The 18,438-nt window shown below is 58.8% G+C and carries 14 protein-coding genes, 9 tRNA genes and 1 pseudogene; 16 read left to right on the top strand and 8 right to left on the bottom strand.

Features of this window, described 5'->3' with window-relative positions:
- Positions 1–103: 103 nt before the first annotated feature.
- The 7 genes from ACW5W8_RS00220 to hemA form a co-directional block, all read right to left on the bottom strand.
- On the bottom strand, positions 104–1,384 hold the full coding sequence (locus ACW5W8_RS00220) for a dicarboxylate/amino acid:cation symporter (protein WP_498625868.1): 1,281 nt from the start codon (positions 1,382–1,384) through the stop codon (positions 104–106).
- Positions 1,385–1,685: 301 nt separating this feature from the next.
- The gene (gene kdsA / locus ACW5W8_RS00225) at positions 1,686–2,540 is read right to left on the bottom strand and encodes a 3-deoxy-8-phosphooctulonate synthase (RefSeq protein ID WP_005334937.1); all 855 of its coding nucleotides are present in this window, start codon (positions 2,538–2,540) and stop codon (positions 1,686–1,688) included.
- Positions 2,541–2,809: 269 nt separating this feature from the next.
- Positions 2,810–3,610 carry a SirB1 family protein gene (locus ACW5W8_RS00230; RefSeq protein ID WP_498625869.1) on the bottom strand — a complete coding sequence of 267 codons (801 nt, stop codon included), beginning with the start codon at positions 3,608–3,610 and terminating at the stop codon, positions 2,810–2,812.
- Between the two features lie 12 nt (positions 3,611–3,622).
- Positions 3,623–4,006 carry a SirB2 family protein gene (locus ACW5W8_RS00235; RefSeq protein WP_111805407.1) on the bottom strand — a complete coding sequence of 128 codons (384 nt, stop codon included), beginning with the start codon at positions 4,004–4,006 and terminating at the stop codon, positions 3,623–3,625.
- Between the two features lie 56 nt (positions 4,007–4,062).
- Entirely contained in the window at positions 4,063–4,914 is an 852-nt protein-coding gene (gene prmC, locus ACW5W8_RS00240; protein WP_498625871.1) for a peptide chain release factor N(5)-glutamine methyltransferase, read from the bottom strand.
- Between the two features lie 61 nt (positions 4,915–4,975).
- A complete protein-coding gene (gene prfA / locus ACW5W8_RS00245; RefSeq protein WP_498625872.1) occupies positions 4,976–6,064 on the bottom strand; it encodes a peptide chain release factor 1 in 1,089 nt (362 codons plus the stop codon).
- A gap of 51 nt (positions 6,065–6,115) precedes the next feature.
- Positions 6,116–7,375, bottom strand: a complete 1,260-nt coding sequence (hemA, locus tag ACW5W8_RS00250; protein ID WP_498625874.1) for a glutamyl-tRNA reductase — start codon at positions 7,373–7,375, stop codon at positions 6,116–6,118.
- A gap of 126 nt (positions 7,376–7,501) precedes the next feature.
- On the opposite strand from hemA, the gene lolB reads away from it, so the two are divergent.
- From lolB to ACW5W8_RS00325, 15 genes and pseudogenes are all read left to right on the top strand, one after another.
- Positions 7,502–8,080: a lipoprotein insertase outer membrane protein LolB gene (gene lolB, locus ACW5W8_RS00255; protein ID WP_498625875.1), complete on the top strand. Its 579-nt coding sequence runs from the start codon at positions 7,502–7,504 to the stop codon at positions 8,078–8,080.
- Positions 8,080–8,950, top strand: a pseudogene (ispE, locus tag ACW5W8_RS00260) (4-(cytidine 5'-diphospho)-2-C-methyl-D-erythritol kinase). Before lolB ends, ispE begins: the two are co-directional and overlap by 1 nt.
- Positions 8,930–9,004, top strand: a tRNA-Gln gene (locus ACW5W8_RS00265). Before ispE ends, ACW5W8_RS00265 begins: the two are co-directional and overlap by 21 nt.
- Before the next feature lie 195 nt (positions 9,005–9,199).
- Positions 9,200–10,147: a ribose-phosphate pyrophosphokinase gene (locus ACW5W8_RS00270; RefSeq protein ID WP_042652671.1), complete on the top strand. Its 948-nt coding sequence runs from the start codon at positions 9,200–9,202 to the stop codon at positions 10,145–10,147.
- A 116-nt stretch (positions 10,148–10,263) separates the two neighbouring features.
- Positions 10,264–12,252: a bifunctional metallophosphatase/5'-nucleotidase gene (locus tag ACW5W8_RS00275; RefSeq protein WP_498625876.1), complete on the top strand. Its 1,989-nt coding sequence runs from the start codon at positions 10,264–10,266 to the stop codon at positions 12,250–12,252.
- A gap of 204 nt (positions 12,253–12,456) precedes the next feature.
- Positions 12,457–13,053, top strand: coding sequence for an aminoacyl-tRNA hydrolase (pth, locus tag ACW5W8_RS00280; protein ID WP_427245829.1), 597 nt, complete (start codon positions 12,457–12,459; stop codon positions 13,051–13,053).
- 233 nt (positions 13,054–13,286) lie between these two features.
- On the top strand, positions 13,287–14,378 hold the full coding sequence (ychF, locus tag ACW5W8_RS00285; RefSeq protein ID WP_374872370.1) for a redox-regulated ATPase YchF: 1,092 nt from the start codon (positions 13,287–13,289) through the stop codon (positions 14,376–14,378).
- Positions 14,379–14,612: 234 nt separating this feature from the next.
- Positions 14,613–14,689: transfer RNA gene (locus ACW5W8_RS00290), tRNA-Met, on the top strand.
- Between the two features lie 8 nt (positions 14,690–14,697).
- Positions 14,698–14,772 (top strand) — tRNA-Gln (locus ACW5W8_RS00295).
- A 46-nt stretch (positions 14,773–14,818) separates the two neighbouring features.
- A tRNA-Gln gene (locus ACW5W8_RS00300) sits at positions 14,819–14,893 on the top strand.
- 36 nt (positions 14,894–14,929) lie between these two features.
- Positions 14,930–15,006 (top strand) — tRNA-Met (locus ACW5W8_RS00305).
- 10 nt (positions 15,007–15,016) lie between these two features.
- Positions 15,017–15,091 (top strand) — tRNA-Gln (locus tag ACW5W8_RS00310).
- Positions 15,092–15,132: 41 nt separating this feature from the next.
- Positions 15,133–15,207: transfer RNA gene (locus ACW5W8_RS00315), tRNA-Gln, on the top strand.
- Between the two features lie 38 nt (positions 15,208–15,245).
- Positions 15,246–15,322, top strand: a tRNA-Met gene (locus ACW5W8_RS00320).
- 8 nt (positions 15,323–15,330) lie between these two features.
- Positions 15,331–15,414 (top strand) — tRNA-Leu (locus ACW5W8_RS00325).
- 209 nt (positions 15,415–15,623) lie between these two features.
- Here the strand turns inward: ACW5W8_RS00325 and ACW5W8_RS00330 are convergent.
- On the bottom strand, positions 15,624–17,456 hold the full coding sequence (locus ACW5W8_RS00330) for an SLC13 family permease (protein WP_498625877.1): 1,833 nt from the start codon (positions 17,454–17,456) through the stop codon (positions 15,624–15,626).
- Positions 17,457–17,719: 263 nt separating this feature from the next.
- On the opposite strand from ACW5W8_RS00330, the gene pnuC reads away from it, so the two are divergent.
- A complete protein-coding gene (gene pnuC, locus ACW5W8_RS00335; protein ID WP_498625878.1) occupies positions 17,720–18,436 on the top strand; it encodes a nicotinamide riboside transporter PnuC in 717 nt (238 codons plus the stop codon).
- Positions 18,437–18,438: the final 2 nt, after the last annotated feature.

Below are 18,438 nucleotides of genomic sequence, written 5' to 3' on the forward strand. Positions count from 1 at the left end.
TGAACAGCTGATACTTGCGGTATCGGCACAAAAAAAACGGCCAATCGGCCGTTTTTTTATGCCCCCGCACCAGCCAACGCGGCCGTGCGGGGGGAAACAGCGCTTACGCCCTGTCCACTTCCAGCTGCCCGGCCTTACCGCCGAGCACCGCATCCATCTTCTTCTCGTCCAGCTGCTTGCAGTATTTGGCGACCACCACGGTGGCAACACCATTACCGATCAGGTTGGTCAGCGCCCGTGCCTCGGACATGAAACGGTCGATCCCCAGGATCAGCGCCAAACCAGCCAGTGGCAGATGGCCCACCGCCGAAATAGTCGCCGCCAGCACGATAAAACCGCTACCAGTCACCCCTGCCGCCCCTTTCGAGGAGATCAGCAGTACCACCAGCAGGGTGATCTGTTGGAACAGATCCAGCGGCGTATTGGTGGCTTGGGCGATAAAAATCGCCGCCATGGTCAGATAGATGGAGGTGCCATCCAGGTTGAAGGAGTAACCGGTCGGAATGACCAGCCCCACCACCGATTTCTGGCAACCCAGCTTCTCCATCTTGTCCAGCATCCGCGGCAGTACCGACTCGGAAGAGGAGGTCCCCAGCACGATCAGCAGCTCCTCGCGAATGTAGGAGATGAAACGCAGGATGCTGAAGCCTGAGGCTTTAGCGATGCTGCCCAGCACAATGAAGATAAAGAAGAGGCAGGTGAGATAGAAGCAGGCAATAAGCTGGCCCAGCTGTACCAGTGAACCTACTCCATATTTGCCGATGGTAAATGCCATTGCCCCGAATGCACCGACCGGCGCCAGTCTCATTATCATATTGATAATGCCAAATATGACTTTGGAGAAACTGTCGATGACGCCGAAAATAACCTGTCCCTTTTCACCGATATGATGCAGGGAGAAGCCGAATAGCACAGCAAACAGTAACACCTGCAAGATATTACCGCTGGCAAAGGCACCGATCACGCTGCCCGGAATAATATCCAGTAAAAAGGCGATAATGCCCTGGGACTTGGCCTGCTCCGCATAGGCGGAGATGGCGCTGGCATCCAGCGCAGCCGGATCGACGTTCATACCGGCACCCGGTTGCAGCAGGTTGACCACACACAGCCCGATGATCAGGGCGATGGTGCTGACCACCTCGAAGTAGAGCAGAGCAATGGCGCCGGTCTTGCCGACCGCCTTCATACTCTCCATCCCGGCAATACCGGTAACCACGGTACAGAAAATAACGGGGGCGATGATCATCTTGATCAATTTGACGAAGCCATCACCGAGGGGCTTCATATCGGCGCCCAGTTCCGGATAGACATGCCCCAGAAATACCCCGAGGGTAATCGCGAGCAATACCTGAAAATAGAGGCTGCTAAATAGTTTCTTTCGCATTATTAACGTCCTGTTAATTTAATTGCACATTGTTATGGCAGCAATAAACATGCAGATAGCCGGACGAGATATTTGCGTACCTCACCCGATCCATGCTGTTTCTGCATTACTACGGTCACCACTTTACATGTAATAAAAAACAATTAAGAGACATCAATCACACAACAAAATTAACACCATTAACATCACAGCAACTAATAATTGTTTACTCGCAGATTAATTTGAGTCTTCAACTAAATATGGCAGATATAAAAATACCCCGCATAGCGGGGCATTTTCATCAGGCATGACAGCGTCGGGATCAGGCCGAGGTATCGAGAGGTTCGAAGCCCTTGATCAGGTCATCGATGGCCTTCATCTGTTTGAGGAAGCCTTCCAGCTTCTCCAGCGGCAGGGCGCTCGGGCCATCACAACGGGCAATTTTCGGATCCGGGTGTGATTCGATAAAGAGACCGGCCAGACCGACCGCCATTCCGGCGCGCGCCAGCTCGGTCACTTGCTCGCGACGGCCACCGGAGGCGGCACCCAGCGGATCACGGCACTGCAGGGAGTGGGTTACGTCAAAGATCACCGGATAGCCACCAGTGCTCTTTTTCATGACGCCCAGACCCAGCATGTCCACTACCAGGTTGTCGTAACCGAAGTTGGCACCACGCTCGCAGAGGATCAGCTGGTCGTTGCCGCACTCCTCAAACTTGTCGGTGATGTTCTTCATCTGGCTTGGGCTGAGGAACTGCGGTTTCTTGATGTTGATGACGTTGCCGGTGCGGGCCATGGCTTCCACCAGATCGGTCTGGCGTGCCAGGAAAGCGGGCAGCTGGATAACGTCAACCACCTCGGCGACCGGCTTGGCCTGATGGGGTTCGTGCAGATCGGAGATGACCGGCATGCCGAAGGTCGCTTTCAGCTCCTGGAAAATCTTCATCCCCTCTTCCAGACCCGGACCGCGGTAGGAGTGGATGGAGGAGCGGTTGGCCTTGTCCCAGCTCGCCTTGAAGACAAACGGGATGCCCAGCTTGCTGGTCACTTCCACGTACTTCTCGCACACAGCCATCGCCATGTCGCGGGATTCCAGCACGTTCATGCCGCCAAACAGCACGAACGGTTTGTCGTTGGCAACGTCGATCTGGTTGATCTTGATATTCTTCTGTTCCATCTATGACTTCCTTAATGAAGGGGCCTGAAGCCAAGTTAATCCGTTGCGACCGGACGCAGCGGCCTTGATATTCTTCTGTTTCAACTCCAAGACTTCCTTAATAAAGAGACCTGAAGCCAAGTTACTCCGTTGCAGCCGGGCGCAGCGGTCTTGATATTCTTCTGTTTCAACTCCAAGACATCCTTAATGAAAGGGCCTGAAGCCAAGTTAGTCCGTTGCAGCCGGGCGCAGCGGCCTGGATATTCTTCTGTTGCAGTGCCAAGCCATCCTTAATGGAGGGGCTTGGGGCTCAGATCCAGCGCGGCCAGCTGAACTTTCAGCACATCGGCCACCGGATCGTCCGGGCATTGTTCAATAAAATATTCAAAATCGTCGGCGGCCTGACGCGGGCAATCGAGCTGCTCGTAGATAAAGCCGCGATCCCGCGTCTCCAGCGGATCGCCGGGCTTCATCCGCAACAACAGCTCGCTGCAACGCAGCGCCTCGGGCATGCGATCTTCCCGCAGCAGGGCACCCTTGCTGACGTTGAGCAGCCGTTCGATGATCTCCCACTGGCCGGAGGGCTGCAGGTAGTCGGGAGTGAGGGTCGCCAAGTCCCCCAACGCACCGCGCAGCAGCAGCTCGATGTGGGCCAGACTCAGCTCGTCGCCGGTAAAGGGGTCGACATAGACCTCCCCCTCGCCACCGGCAAAGCTCACCAGGAAGTGGCCGGGGAAACAGATCCCCTCCACATCGAGCCCGAGCTTGCGCCCCAGCTGGATGATGAGAATGCCGAGGCTGACCGGGATCCCCTTGCGCTGCACCAGCACCTGATTGAGGTCGCAATTGTTGGCCGAGAAGTAGTCCTGCCAGTCGCCATGAAAACCGAGGCAGTGGTAGAAGCCCTGCAGCAACTGCTGGCGCACCTCATCGCAGGTGCCCTCTTCGATCTGCTCGTCCAGCCACTCGTCCAGCAGATTCAACTCGCGGATCCCCTCCTCGACCGAGCCATAAATCTCGTCGCTGACTGACAACGCCAGCTCGGTGATGTCGTGGGCTTCGAAATCGGTCCATTCGTCTATACGTAACATGCTCTTCATGCCTTAGCCGAACACACTCGTCTGTTTGAGCACTGCCAACTTGGCAATAAAGTAGATCCAGCCGAGCGCCCCCAGAAAGGAGCACCAGCGCACCAGATTGCTTTTGGCCAGCCGCAGCGCCATCGCCGCCAGAAATACCAGCACCAGAATGGCCATCAGCTTCTCGCTGAGCCAGGGCGTTCCGTTATTGAGCGGGTTGAGATCCAGCACCATGCAGAGCAATACGCCGGAGAGCACCACCAGACCGTTGAGCCAGCCGCTGACCTTCATCACCGGCGCGCTATAGGCTCGGCCAGTGGCGGTCTGTACCCAGTAGAAGCGGAGCATAAACATCAGCACGGCCCCGGCAATCAGGGTGAGGTGCAGGTGTTTGAGTACAAAAAACATATTCAATCCTTGCATGGGGGTGCACAGGCAACCCGCCGTGTAACAGTGAGGGGCCGTCAGCGCAGCGGGCAGAGGCCCAGCGTCATCCTGTCGTTATCCCCGTAATCGCGCACCGTGGCTACCTCGCGGTAACCGCCATCGCGCAGCAACTGACGCACCGCCTCCCCCTGCTCCCAGCCATGCTCCAGCAGCAACCAGCCGTCAGGCAACAGATAAGCGGGGGCATGGGCCACGATGTAGCGGATATCGGCCAGCCCGGCGTCATCGGCAACCAGCGCCGAGCGGGGTTCAAAGCGCACATCACCCTGCTCGAGATGGGGATCGGCGCCATCAATATAGGGGGGATTGGAGACAATCACCGCAAATCGTGGCGTTTCGTCGCGATCCGGCTCGCCAAGGGGCTCGAACCAGCTGCCGTCGCGCACCTCGATGGGTAACCCCAGCGCGGCGCTGTTCTCGCGAGCCAGCGCCGCAGCATCGGCCATCCGATCAACCGCCCACACATCGAGCTCGGGCCGCTCGGACTTGAGCGCCAGCGCGATGGCGCCGGTGCCGGTGCCGAGATCCAGCACGGCGCAAGGCCCTTGCGGGATTCTGGTCAGCGCCTGCTCGACCAGCACCTCGGTATCGGGGCGCGGGATCAGGGTCGCCGGGCTCACTTTCAGCGGCAGCGACCAGAACTCCCGCTCGCCCACCAGATGGGCAATGGGTTCGCCATTGAGACGACGGACCAGCCACCCCTGCAGGGTGGCCTGCTGGGCAGCATCCAGCTCACGCTCGGGCCAGGTCATCAGATAGCTGCGACGACACCCGAGCAGATGGCAGAGCAGTACATCGGCATCGGCGCGGGGGGATTCTCCCCCAGCCAGCACGGTCATGATATGGGCGCGGGCCTGCTGGATCTGCATCAGTGCCACTCCACCTTATGGGCAGAACACTTAATGCGAGCTTGCCGGTTCCACATTTGCATCAGTTGTTCTCGGCCAGCGAGGCGAGCTGATCGGCCTGATACTCTTGCACCAGCGGAGTGATAACGCAGTCCAGATCCCCTTCCAGAATCTCGGAGAGGCGATAGAGGGTCAGGTTGATGCGGTGCTCGGAGAGGCGGCCCTGCGGGTAGTTGTAGGTGCGAATGCGCTCGGAACGATCGCCGGAACCCACCAGATTGCGGCGGGTGCTCTGCTCGGCGGCGCGGTGGCGTTCATCCTCGGCCGCTTGCAGGCGGGCGGAGAGCACCGACATCGCCTTGGCGCGGTTCTTGTGCTGGGAGCGCTCGTCCTGACACTCCACCACCAGCCCGGTCGGCAGGTGGGTGATGCGGATGGCCGAGTCGGTCTTGTTGACGTGCTGACCACCGGCACCGGAGGCACGGAAGGTGTCGATCTTCAAGTCGGAAGGGTTGATCTCGATCTGCTCGGCTTCCGGCACTTCCGGCAGCACGGCGACGGTACAGGCGGAGGTGTGCACCCGGCCCTGAGACTCGGTCTCCGGCACCCGCTGCACCCTGTGACCACCGGATTCAAACTTGAGGCGGCCATAGACGCGCTCGCCGTCGATCTTGGCGATCACCTCCTTGTAGCCACCGTATTCACCGTCATTGCAGCTGACGATGGAGACGCGCCAGCCCTGACGCTCGGCAAACCGTGAATACATGCGGAACAGGTCACCGGCAAAGATGGCCGCTTCGTCGCCACCGGCACCGGCGCGGATCTCCAGATAGCAGTTATTGTCATCCTTGGGATCCTTGGGCAGCAACATCAGTTGCAGCTCCTGCTCCAGCGCCTCCAGATTGGCCTTGGCGAGCGGCAGCTCCTCCTGCGCCATCTCGCGCAGGTCGGCATCATCCTCCTCCAGCATCATCTGGGTGGTCTCCAGACCATCCTGAGCCTGACGGTAACGCTGGAAGGCGTGAACGATATCTTCCAGCTGGGCATATTCGCGGGTCAGGGCGCGGTAGCGATCCTGATCCGAGACCACATCCGGCTCGCCGAGCATGGCCTGTACTTCTTCGTGGCGCTCGATGAGGCCTTCCAGCTTTCTGATCAGTGACGGATTCATAACTCTTGCATTCTCAATGGAGGACGGGACAACCGGCAGGTTGCCCGAAAATTATGGCTCTTGTGACAACCCCAGCGTCTGCCGCAAGCGGGAGAGCTCGCTCTGATCCCCCTGGGAGGCAGCCTGGCGCAACGCCTGGGTCGGCGCGTGGATCAATTTGTTGGTGAGGCGATGGGCCATCGCCTTGAGCGCCTGTTCGGCACTCTCGCCCTGCGCCAATGCCAGCAGAGCCCGTTGCAACTCTTCATCAGCCACTTGCTGTGACTGATGGCGGTAATCGCGAATGAGGTCGACCGAGCTCTGGCCGCGATACCAGCCCATAAACTCGTCGCGCTCTTCCTGCACGATCACTTCCGCCTGGGCGGCAGCCCGTTTACGGGTTTCGAGGTTCTGCTCGATGATCCCCTGCAAATCATCCACCGTGTAGAGATAGGCATCGGAGAGCTCATCGACTTCGGCTTCGATGTCGCGCGGCACGGCAATATCCACCAGAAACATGGGTTTGAAGCGGCGGGCCTTCAGTGCGCGCTCCACCATCCCCTTGCCGATGATGGGCAAGGGGCTCGCGGTCGAGCTGATGACAATATCCGCCTCGTGCAGATAGTCGGGGATCTCTTCGAGCGTCATCACCTGGGCGCCGAATTCGGCTGCCAGGGTCTGGGCACGCTGCAGGGTGCGGTTAGCCACCATCATCTTGGTAACGTTCTGCTCGCGCAGATGACGGGCAACCAGTTCAATGGTCTCCCCCGCCCCGACCAGCAGTACCTTGGTCTGGGAGAGATCGGAGAAAATCCGCCGACCCAGACTGACGGCAGCAAACGCCACCGACACGGCACTGGCGCCAATCTCGGTATCGGTACGCACCCGTTTGGCCACCGAGAAGGATTTCTGGAACAGCCGCTCCAGCGCCCCCTTCACCGACTCCGCCTGCTGGGCATGGGCGTAGGATTGCTTGATCTGCCCCAGGATCTGCGGCTCCCCCAGCACCAGCGAGTCGAGCCCGCACGCCACCCGCATCAGGTGGCGCACCGCCTCTTCATCGTGATGCTGATAGATGGCAGTGACCAGTTCGGCAGCGTCCAGCCCGTGGAACTGCTGCAGCCAGCGCAGCACTTGCTCCTGCCGCTCCTCCTCCAGATTGCAATAGAGTTCGGTCCGGTTGCAGGTGGAGACGATCACCGCCTCGCTGACACCGGGTTGGCTCACCAGCTCACGCAAGGCGCGATCGATGCAGTCCGGGCCAAAGGCGACCCGTTCCCGCAGGGCGACACTGGCGGTGTTGTGGTTGATTCCGAGGGCAAGCAAACTCATGAGTGGGCGACGATCATTTCATACGCTGGGTGCAAAGGCTGCCAATTGTACGAGAAAGGGTAAGTCTTTAAAAGCAATACGGCCGCCCCGTATACTGTGGCAAATTCCTCTCTCTGGAGCCGTCTCTTGCTGCTACGTATTTTTACCCTCACCTGCCTGCTGTTGCTGGCCGGTTGTGCCACCACCCAGCCCCAGCGTGACCAGGTGAACTGGAACCAGGAGCGGGCCCGCCTCGAGCAGCTGACCCACTGGCAGCTATCCGGCAAGATGGCCATCATCACGCCACAGCAAAAGGGCAGCGCCCGTCTCAACTGGCAGCAGGATGGGGAGGATTATCGCCTCAACCTCACCAGCCTGATTGGCACCAGCATTCTGGAGCTCTCCCGCAGCAAGGGGGAGATCACCCTGCTCGACAGCGACGGCAATCGCCACCAGAGCCAGGATGCCGAAGCGCTCATCTATCAACTGACCGGCTGGAATATTCCGGTTACGGGATTGCCGGAGTGGATCAAGGGGCTGCCGGGTCAGGCGGAGTTCGAACTCAACCCCGACAGCAGTCTGGCCAGCGTGCGCGACGGCCAGTGGCAGATCGTCTATGGCGATTATCGGGATCAGGATGGCTACCGCCTGCCACACCAGCTGACCATGACCGGCCAGAACAGCCGCCTCAAGCTTCAGATCAACCAATGGACTCTTGCACGTTAATGGCTTCCACACGCTGGCCGGCACCGGCCAAACTCAACCTTTTTTTACACGTCAATGGCCGTCGTCCCGATGGCTATCACGAGCTGCAGACCCTGTTTATCTTCCTCAACCACAGCGACTGGCTCGAGTTCGAGGTGATACCGAATAGCGACACACTCACCCTGAGCCCGGCCATTCCCGGGGTGCCGGATGAGCAGAATCTGATTATCCGCGCGGCTCGCCTGCTGCAGGCAACCCTGCCGAGCCCGCAAGGTGCCCATATCCGGCTGGAGAAAGTGCTACCTATGGGGGGGGGCATTGGCGGCGGTTCGTCCGACGCGGCCACCACCCTGGTGGCGCTTAACCAACTATGGCTGGCGGGTTTGAGTGAAGATGAACTGGCAGCGCTTGGCGTGCAGTTGGGGGCCGATGTTCCGGTCTTTGTTCGTGGCCGGGCGGCCTTTGCCGAGGGGGTTGGCGAGCGACTGCAACCGGTCGAATTGCCCGATGCTTGGTATCTGGTACTCAAGCCCGATTGCCATGTGGCGACCGCGGCCGTATTCCAGGATCCGGACCTGCCGAGAGCCACGCCGAAAATGGCGCTGGACAACCTGCTGGAAGGCGAGTGGAAAAACGATTGCGAATCACTGGTGAAAAAGCGCCACCCCGAGGTTGCCAATGCGCTCGGCTGGTTGCTAGAATACGCGCCGTCAAGAATGACGGGCACAGGAGCCTGCGTCTTTGCTCAATTTGAAGACGAAGTGACTGCTCGGGAAGTGTTGGCCTGCGTGCCGAAGGGACTTGATGGGTTTGTCGCCAAGGGCGAGAACATATCACCTCTCTTCTCCACATTGCAACAGTTCAAATGATTGGGGTATCGCCAAGCGGTAAGGCAGCGGGTTTTGATCTCGCCATTCCTAGGTTCGAATCCTAGTACCCCAGCCAATTTTGCCGAACAGCATTGATGATGATTAACGTGGCCGGTTTTGCACTCGGCCACGGATTCGGGTTACCGGTATCATCACAATCATTGGGCAGCAGACGCCTTGTACGTTATCTTGATAAATCGTTTGCCCCAAAACGATAGGGTCTGATTTCAGACTCCCCCACATACTGGATGCAACCCCGAGGTTTCAAACCGTGCCTGACATGAAGCTGTTTGCTGGTAACGCAACGCCGGAACTAGCCCAGAAGATCGCAGATCGCCTGTTTATCAAACTCGGCAATGCTGCCGTAGGTCGCTTTAGCGACGGCGAGATCAGCGTACAGATCAATGAGAATGTACGTGGTGGCGATATCTTCATCATTCAATCCACCTGTGCCCCGACCAACGACAATTTGATGGAATTGATCGTCATGGTGGATGCACTGCGTCGTGCTTCAGCTGGCCGTATCACTGCCGTTATCCCCTACTTTGGTTATGCCCGTCAGGACCGCCGCGTCCGCTCCGCCCGTGTACCTATCACCGCCAAGGTTGTCGCCGACTTCCTCTCCAGCGTGGGTGTTGATCGCGTGCTGACCGTTGACCTGCATGCCGAGCAAATTCAAGGTTTCTTCGACGTTCCGGTAGACAACGTGTTCGGTAGCCCGGTGCTGCTGGAAGACATGCTGTCCAAGAACCTCGAGTCTCCTGTCGTCGTCTCCCCGGACATCGGTGGTGTAGTGCGTGCTCGCGCTATCGCCAAGCTGCTGGATGACACCGACATCGCCATCATTGACAAGCGTCGTCCCCGCCCGAACGTCTCTCAGGTCATGCACCTGATCGGTGATGTTGCCGGCCGCGACTGCGTTATCGTCGATGACATGATCGACACCGGCGGCACCCTGTGCAAAGCCGCAGAGGCCCTGAAAGAGCGCGGCGCCAAGCGTGTATTCGCTTACGCCACTCACCCGGTCTTCTCCGGCACCGCCGTCGAGAACATCAAAAACTCGGTGATTGATGAACTGATCATCACCGACTCCATCCCGCTCACCGCGGAGATGAAAGCGATTGGCAAAGTCAAACAGCTGACCCTGTCAACTGTACTGGCCGAAGCCATTCGTCGCATCAGCAACGAAGAGTCCATCTCTGCCATGTTTGAGCATTGATAGATTCAGCAATAACGAAAACCGCCATCAGGCGGTTTTCGTCTTTCTGGACCTTCTCTTTCCAACTTTCTGCTATCTGGTACGACCCTGCCCCCGGCAGGCTTAAGGATTTACCCATGAATTGCTTGCGTCCCCTCCTGCTCGCGACCCTCACCTCCGCCCTGTTCGCCTGTCAGCCCGCCAAAGAGAACCCGCCCTTCGTGCTGACCCTGGCTCACATGAACGACACCCACTCCCAGTTTGATCCGGTCAATGCGGAGATCAAAGGGCAGATCTTTGCCCAGCAGGGGGAGACGGACACCCTCTATACCCGCTTTGGCGGGTATCCGCGCCTGCTGACCATGGCGAAAGCCTATCAGGCCGAGGCGCTGGCCAAGAACCAGCCCTTGCTGCTGCTGCACGGCGGTGATGCCTGGCAGGGCAGCGGCTACTTCAAACTCAACGAGGGGATGGCCAACGCCGAGTTGCTGAGCCAGTTCGGCCTCGATGCCATGGCGCTGGGCAACCACGAGTTCGATCTGGACAACCAGAAGCTGGCCCACTTCATCGAAGGGGTCAACTTCCCGGTGCTGGCCGCCAACCTCGACACCAAGGCCGATCCGGCCCTCAGCAAGGCAGACAACCTCAAGCCCTTCGTGGTCTACGCCTTTGACGGCAACCAGAAGAGCCCGGTCACCGACATCAATAATCTGCCGCAGGGCAAACAGCTGGTCGCCGTGATCGGTCTGGTGCTGGAAGACATGGGCAACATAGCGCCCAACGTCGGCAAGCTGCGCTTTGGCAAAGAGGTCGCCTCGGCTCAGGCGACGGTCGACATGCTGCAAGCCAAAGGGATCCACCAGATCGTCGCGCTGACCCATATCGGCAACGAGCGGGATCTGGCGCTGGCCGCCAAGGTAAACGGCCTCGATGCCATCGTCGGCGGTCACTCCCACAGCCTGCTCGGCGATTTTCGCAATATCGGCTGGGGCAAAACCGGCGATTACGCCAAGCTGGTGACCAATCCGGATGGCATCGGCAAAACCTGCGTGGTGCAGGCAGGCTCCTACGCCCAGGCCATCGGTCTGGCGCAGGTGACTTTTGACAGCCACGGTCAGGTGACCGACTGCCAGGGCCACAACAGCCTGCTGGCCAGCCGCGACTTCTTCGCCGATGCGGCGCGCAAGCAAGCGCTCGACGATGCCCGCAGCAAAGAGGCGAGCCAGTTTGTCGACAACCAGCCCAATCTGGTGACTGTGGATGAAGATCCGCGCCTGCGCGGCATCATCGACAGCCACTACAAACCGGCGCTGGAGAAAGCCTACGGCCCGGTGATTGGCACCATTCCCGAGCAGTTGCAAAATGCCCGTCGCCCCGGCGACAACGGCAGTGACAGCCACGGCTCAGATGTGGCACCGCTGGTTGCCGAAGGGGAGTTCTACTGGGCCAATACGCCAGCAGTGCAAGCTCTGACCGGCGGGCCGGTCGACTTCGCCCTGCTGGCGGTGGGCGGCGTGCGCGCCGAACTGCCCGCTGGCGAATGGCGCGAGGGGGATAGCGCCCTCACCCTGCTGCCGTTCAAGAACCAGCTCTCGGTGCTGACCCTGACCGGCGCCGAGGTGCGTGCCCTGCTGACCGAGACCATCACCGCCACCCTGCCCGCCAGCGCCCATGCCGGCAAGTTCCCCTATGGTGGCCACCTGCGCTACACCTTCCAGGAGACCAGCGCAGGCAAGGCTGGCACCCTGACCCAACTGCAGCACAAGACGGCAAGCGGCGAGTGGCAGGATCTGGTGGATAACCAGCGCTATCGGGTAGTGATGAACGCCTACAGCGCCAACGGCAACGATGGCTGGCAGGCACTGGCTAATGCCCAGCGCTTGAAGAGCGAGCGGGTCGACATCGCCAGCATCAACGGCAAGCTGACCGCCTTCCCGGTGCTGAAAGTTGCACAAAACGGCGAGTTGCTCGGCGCCGTCTATGCCCCGGGCCAGACCCTCGATTGCAAGGCCAGCGGCGTGGATTGCGGTACCGATGCAGCTTCTTTCGTAGAGTATGTGCGCGATGCCCGTCCCACCCTGACCGCGCTGGATGAGGAAACTGTCACCCTGCTGCGCGCCAAATAACCGGGTCATCAGCAAATCGACAGAGAACGGGCCTCATGCAAGAGGCCCGTTTGCCTACAGTTAGCCACCCATTGGCCGCAATAATGCAGCAAATCCCGCCATAACATGCGCATTGGTTGAGTGATCGCCACTCGGCGGCTAGAATATTGCGTCCTATTGCCCTGGGTAGTGTGCCCACGGCAGCTGCGAGTGAAGACATCAAGCGTGACAAGCGAAATCAAACTGATCGTCGGACTGGGCAATCCCGGCCCGGAATATGCCAAGACCCGCCACAACGCGGGCGCCTGGTATGTGGAGCAACTGGCCCGCTGGCACAATGTCAGCCTGCGTGAAGAACCCAAATTCTTCGGCCATACTGCCCGCATTCTGGTCGAGGGGCAGGATGTGCGGCTGCTCATCCCGAACACCTATATGAACCTCTCTGGCAAGGCGGTGGCCGCACTGGCGCGTTTTTATCAGATTGAGCCGGAAGCGATTCTGGTGGCCCATGACGAACTGGATCTGCCGCCGGGCATCGCCAAGTTCAAGCAGGGTGGTGGTCATGGTGGCCATAACGGCCTCAAGGACATCATCGCCAAGATGGGCAACAACAATAACTTCTTCCGGCTGCGTCTCGGGATCGGCCATCCCGGCAGCAAAGAGCAGGTGGCAGGCTTCGTCCTGACCAAGGCCCCCAGTAGTGAACAGAACCTGATCGACGCCGCGCTGGACGAGTCCCTGCGCGCCACCGATATCCTGTTCAAACAAGATATGACCAAGGCCATGAATCGGCTGCACAGCTTCAAGGCTGAAAAAGTCTGAATACAGATGCCTGACACGCGTCAGGGTCGAACAATATGACGGGGTCGCCCAAGAACCTGCTCACGCTCTGTAACGAGAGGTTGTCAGCAAGGTGAAGCGCAGCGCAGGAACCGGAGCGTATAGTCATACGTGAGGATTCCGAGCAGCACATGAGCCTTGATCACAGCCTCGCAGTAAGAGTGTGGACAGGTTCTGCGCCCCCCAACAGCATCCATCAAGTAAGGTAATAATCCATGGGTTTTAAATGCGGTATCGTGGGCCTGCCCAATGTAGGCAAATCCACCCTGTTCAACGCGCTGACCAAGGCCGGTATCGAAGCCGCCAACTTCCCGTTCTGCACCATCGAGCCGAACACCGGTGTGGTCCCGATGCCGGATCCCCGCCTCGATCAGCTGGCTGCCATCATCAATCCGCAGCGCGTTGTGCCGACCACCATGGAATTCGTCGACATCGCAGGCCTGGTTGCCGGCGCCTCCAAGGGCGAAGGTCTGGGTAACCAGTTCCTGGCCAACATCCGAGAAACCGAAGCGATCGGTCACGTGGTGCGCTGCTTCGATGACGAGAACATCATTCACGTTGCCGGCAAGGTCTCCCCTGCTGACGATATCGAAGTGATCAACACCGAGCTGGCCCTGTCGGATCTGGACGCCTGCGAGCGCGCCATTCACCGCCAGTCCAAGCGCGCCAAAGGCGGCGACAAGGATGCCAAGCTGGAAGTGGAAGTGCTGGAGAAGATCCGTGTCGCGCTGGAAAACGGTCAGATGATCCGTGGTCTGAAGCTGGACAAGGAAGAGCTGGCCGCCGTGAGCCACCTCAACTTCCTGACCCTGAAACCCACCATGTATATCGCCAACGTGGCGGAAGATGGCTTCGAGAACAACCCCTACCTCGACAAGGTGCGTGAAATCGCCGCCGCCGAGAACGCGGTCGTGGTCGTAGTCTGCTGCGCCATTGAAGCCGATATCGCAGAACTGGACGACGAAGATCGCGCCGAGTTCATGGCTGACCTTGGCATCGAAGAGCCGGGCCTGAACCGCGTTATCCGCTCCGGCTACCAGCTGCTCAACCTGCAGACCTACTTCACCGCCGGTGTCAAAGAGGTACGCGCCTGGACTATTCCGGTCGGTGCCACTGCCCCGCAAGCAGCTGGCAAGATCCACACTGACTTTGAAAAAGGCTTTATTCGCGCCCAAACCATCGCCTTTGAAGACTTTATCAACTACAAGGGTGAGCAAGGCGCCAAAGAAGCGGGCAAGATGCGCGCTGAAGGGAAAGATTACATCGTCAAAGATGGCGATATCATGAACTTCCTGTTCAACGTCTAATCCCATGACAGGCCAGCGTTTGCTGGCCTGTTTTTTATCTGCCATTGCCTGGGCAATGATGGCAATGTCTTAAAAAAAACCAGATTGTTGGGCTTTTGCGCAACAGAGGCCAATAACTGGTCAAACGCACTCAAATTGCGTTTTTCTGGCAAAAAAAGGGTTGACGCCCCAGAGCCAGATACGCATAATTCGGCCCGCACGGTGACGAGGCAACGACTCATCGGAAGCAAGGTTGGCTATGTAGCTCAGTTGGTTAGAGCATCGCACTCATAATGCGGGGGTCACAGGTTCGAATCCCGTCATAGCCACCATCTCTAGTTGGGGTATCGCCAAGCGGTAAGGCAGCGGGTTTTGATCTCGCCATCCCTAGGTTCGAATCCTAGTACCCCAGCCATTTTTAAAAGTTCTTTGCCAGTCTTATGACTGTTGAGGAGCGCTGTTGGGGTATCGCCAAGCGGTAAGGCAGCGGGTTTTGATCTCGCCATCCCTAGGTTCGAATCCTAGTACCCCAGCCATTTTTACTTGTATTTGACTTACGTTGAACACAAGACGGCTATGTAGCTCAGTTGGTTAGAGCATCGCACTCATAATGCGGGGGTCACAGGTTCGAATCCCGTCATAGCCACCATTAATTCTGTTGGGGTATCGCCAAGCGGTAAGGCAGCGGGTTTTGATCTCGCCATCCCTAGGTTCGAATCCTAGTACCCCAGCCATTTTTGAAAGGTGTTTGATAGTTTCTGTCAGGCATCACTGTTGGGGTATCGCCAAGCGGTAAGGCAGCGGGTTTTGATCTCGCCATCCCTAGGTTCGAATCCTAGTACCCCAGCCATTTTTCTGTTCTCTTCCACCTTGTGGTTGATAACAAACGGCTATGTAGCTCAGTTGGTTAGAGCATCGCACTCATAATGCGGGGGTCACAGGTTCGAATCCCGTCATAGCCACCATTAATATTGCGGAAGTGGCGAAATTGGTAGACGCACCAGATTTAGGTTCTGGCGCCCTAGGCGTGAGAGTTCGAGTCTCTCCTTCCGCACCATTAATAGCAGTACCAAACAGACCAGCTCACGCTGGTTTTTTTGTATCTGAAATTTGCCTCTCTCCGGTTGTCTCTCATCCCTGTATCACTACCTCTTCCCCTTAACGTCCCCCTTCCCACTGATTCCGAGCACGCCTTGCCACTCTTGTCTCCCGGCCATAAAAAAGCGGCCCGCAGGCCGCTGGTATACACATTCATCATCCCGGTTATCAAAACGGGAAGAACCAGGGAATAGCCACCACACTCACCGCCATCACCAACAGGGTGAATGGCACCCCGATACGGATAAAATCGGCAAACTTGTAGTTGCCCGGCCCCAGTACCAGGGTATTCACCGGTGACGAGACCGGCGTCATAAAGGCGGCCGAGGCGGCGATGGCAATGGTCATGGCAAATGGATAGGGCGATACCCCCATCTGCTGCGCCGTGCCCAAGGCAATGGGCGCCATCAATACCGCCGTTGCCGTGTTGGAGATAAAGAGCCCGATCACGGCGCAGAGGGCAAACAGACTGGCCAGCATCACCCGCGGCCCCATCTCCCCCACTGCGCTCATCAATCCGCCCACGATGAGATCCACCCCGCCGGTTTTTTGCAGCGCCAGCGCGAAGGGCAACATGCCGACAATCAGGATCAGGGTCGGCCAGTGGATCGACTTGTAGGCACTCTCCATGTCGATGCAGCGAAACTTGCCCATCAGCAGACAGGCGATCAGCGCGGCAATGACGTTGGGCACCGGATCGGTCACCATCAGCAGGATCATCACTCCAAGACAGAAGAGGGCATGAATGGCCTGACTGCGGGCGGGGGCCATCTCGTCCACTTCGGCGGGCAACCCCATCAGCAGAAAGTCGCGGCTGTGGGTTTGCAGCAACCGGATATGGCTCCAGTTGCCCACCACCAGCAGGGTATCCCCCATCTGCAGCGGCTCATCCACCAGCTTGCCACCCATCGTCTCGCCATCCCGGCGCAGCCCCACCACGCTCAAACCGTAGGTGGAGCGGAAGGTCACTTCCCGCACACTCTTGCCCAGTAACTTCGACTCGGGGATCAGCGACACCTCGGCCATCCCCACCTCCCGCGCCTGATCGGAGAAATACTCCCCGCGCAGGATCATGGGTTCGAGCCGTGCCTCGCTGCAAAACTCACGAATGTCGATTTTGGGATCGGACATGTCGATCAGCAGCACATCCTTCGCCTGGAACTCACTGATCCCCGAGACCGGCACCATCACCCGACGAAACTTGCGCCAGCGCTCCACCCCGATGACGTGGGCTCCATAGCGGGCGCGCAGTTGCAGCTCGTCCAGGGTATGGCCAATCAGCGGTGAATCGGGCCGCAGCGCCAAGCGGCGAGCCCGGCCGGTGAGTCGATAGTCGCGGATAAGGTCGCGAAAGGTGCGCCGCCCGCTTTGCTTGCCTTTGCCCTCTTCCCCCTCGCCCACCAGGGAGCCGCGCACCAGCAGCATGTAGAGGATGCCCAGCCCCAGGATCAACACGCCCATGGGGGTGAAATCGAAGAACCCGAAACCATGTATGCCGTGGCGCATTAGCTCGCTGTTGACCACCATATTGGGGGGCGTGGCCACCAGCGTCATCATGCCGCTGATCAGCCCGGCAAAGCCGAGGGGCATCATCAGGCGGCCGGCGGGGATCCCCATCCGGTTCGCCACGCTCAGCACCACCGGGATAAAGATGGCGACCACCCCGGTGCTGCTCATCACAGCTCCCAGACTCGCCACCGCCACCATCAGCAACACCAGCAGCTTGGTCTCGCTGCTGCCCGCCACCTTAACCAATGCATCCCCCACCTGATAGGCGATGCCGGTGCGCACCAGCCCCTCCCCCACCACAAACAGGGCGGCTATCAGAATGACGTTGGGATCGCTAAAGCCCGCCAGCGCCTCCGGCAGGGTGAGGGTGCCGCTCAGCACAAAGAGGATAATGATCAACAGAGCGACCACGTCCATGCGCACCTTGTTGGTCATGAAGAGATAGATGGCGCCAGCCAGCAGACAGAGCACCCAGACAAGCTCGGAATTCAATGAAACCTCCTTTTACAACACGATTATCCTCCCGGAGAGTGGACTCTATCAGACCACAGCCTCGGCGCTACCATCTTGTTAGATATCAATAAAGCCCGGCCTGCCGATGCACCATAACCCATCTGTGTTGGAATAACCGGGCACAACCGGTGATTTCTTTGATATGGGCCAAGCCCGGGGCGGACAAAAGTCCTGCCCCTCCTCCCCCTCACCCCTTAGAATGGCGCCCTCGCATACTAACCCTCATGCCCAAGGATCAGAAAATGAGCATATTCGAGCTGTTCAGCATCAATAACACCCTGGTGACCATACCGCTGGGTGGCGGCTATGCCATGTCATGGATTGAAGCCATCGGCACCCTGTTCGGGCTGGCCTGCATCTGGTTCGCCAGTCAGGAGAAAACCATCAACTACCTGTTTGGTCTGATCAACGTCAGCCTGTTTGCCATCATCTTCTTCCAGATCCAGCTCTACGGATTGTTGATGCTGCAGCTGTTCTTCTTCTGCGCCAACGTCTACGGCTGGTACGCCTGGACCCGCCCGGCCAACGATCAGGGGGACGTCCTGCAGATCCGCTGGCTCAGCAAATCCAAGCTCATCGTCACTGCTGTGGTGAGCGTGCTGGCCATCGCCCTGCTGACCCGCTATATCGACCCGGTCTTCGCCACCCTGGCACGCACCTCGGTCTCCCTGCTCAACCTGTTTGGTGCCAACCTTGCCACCCCCGAGCCCTCCCCCGATGCCTTCCCCTTCTGGGATGCCTGCATGACGGTGCTCTCGGTGGTCGCCCAGATCCTGATGACCCGCAAATACGTGGAGAACTGGATCCTCTGGGTCGTCATCAACATCATCAGCATCGGTGTCTATGCGGCGCAGGGTGTCTATGCCATGTCGCTCGAATACCTGATCCTGCTGTTTATCGCCGCCAACGGCACCCGCCTCTGGGTGATTGCCGCCAAGCGCCAGCCACAAGGTCTGTAAGC

The organism is Aeromonas aquatilis (assembly GCF_054052405.1).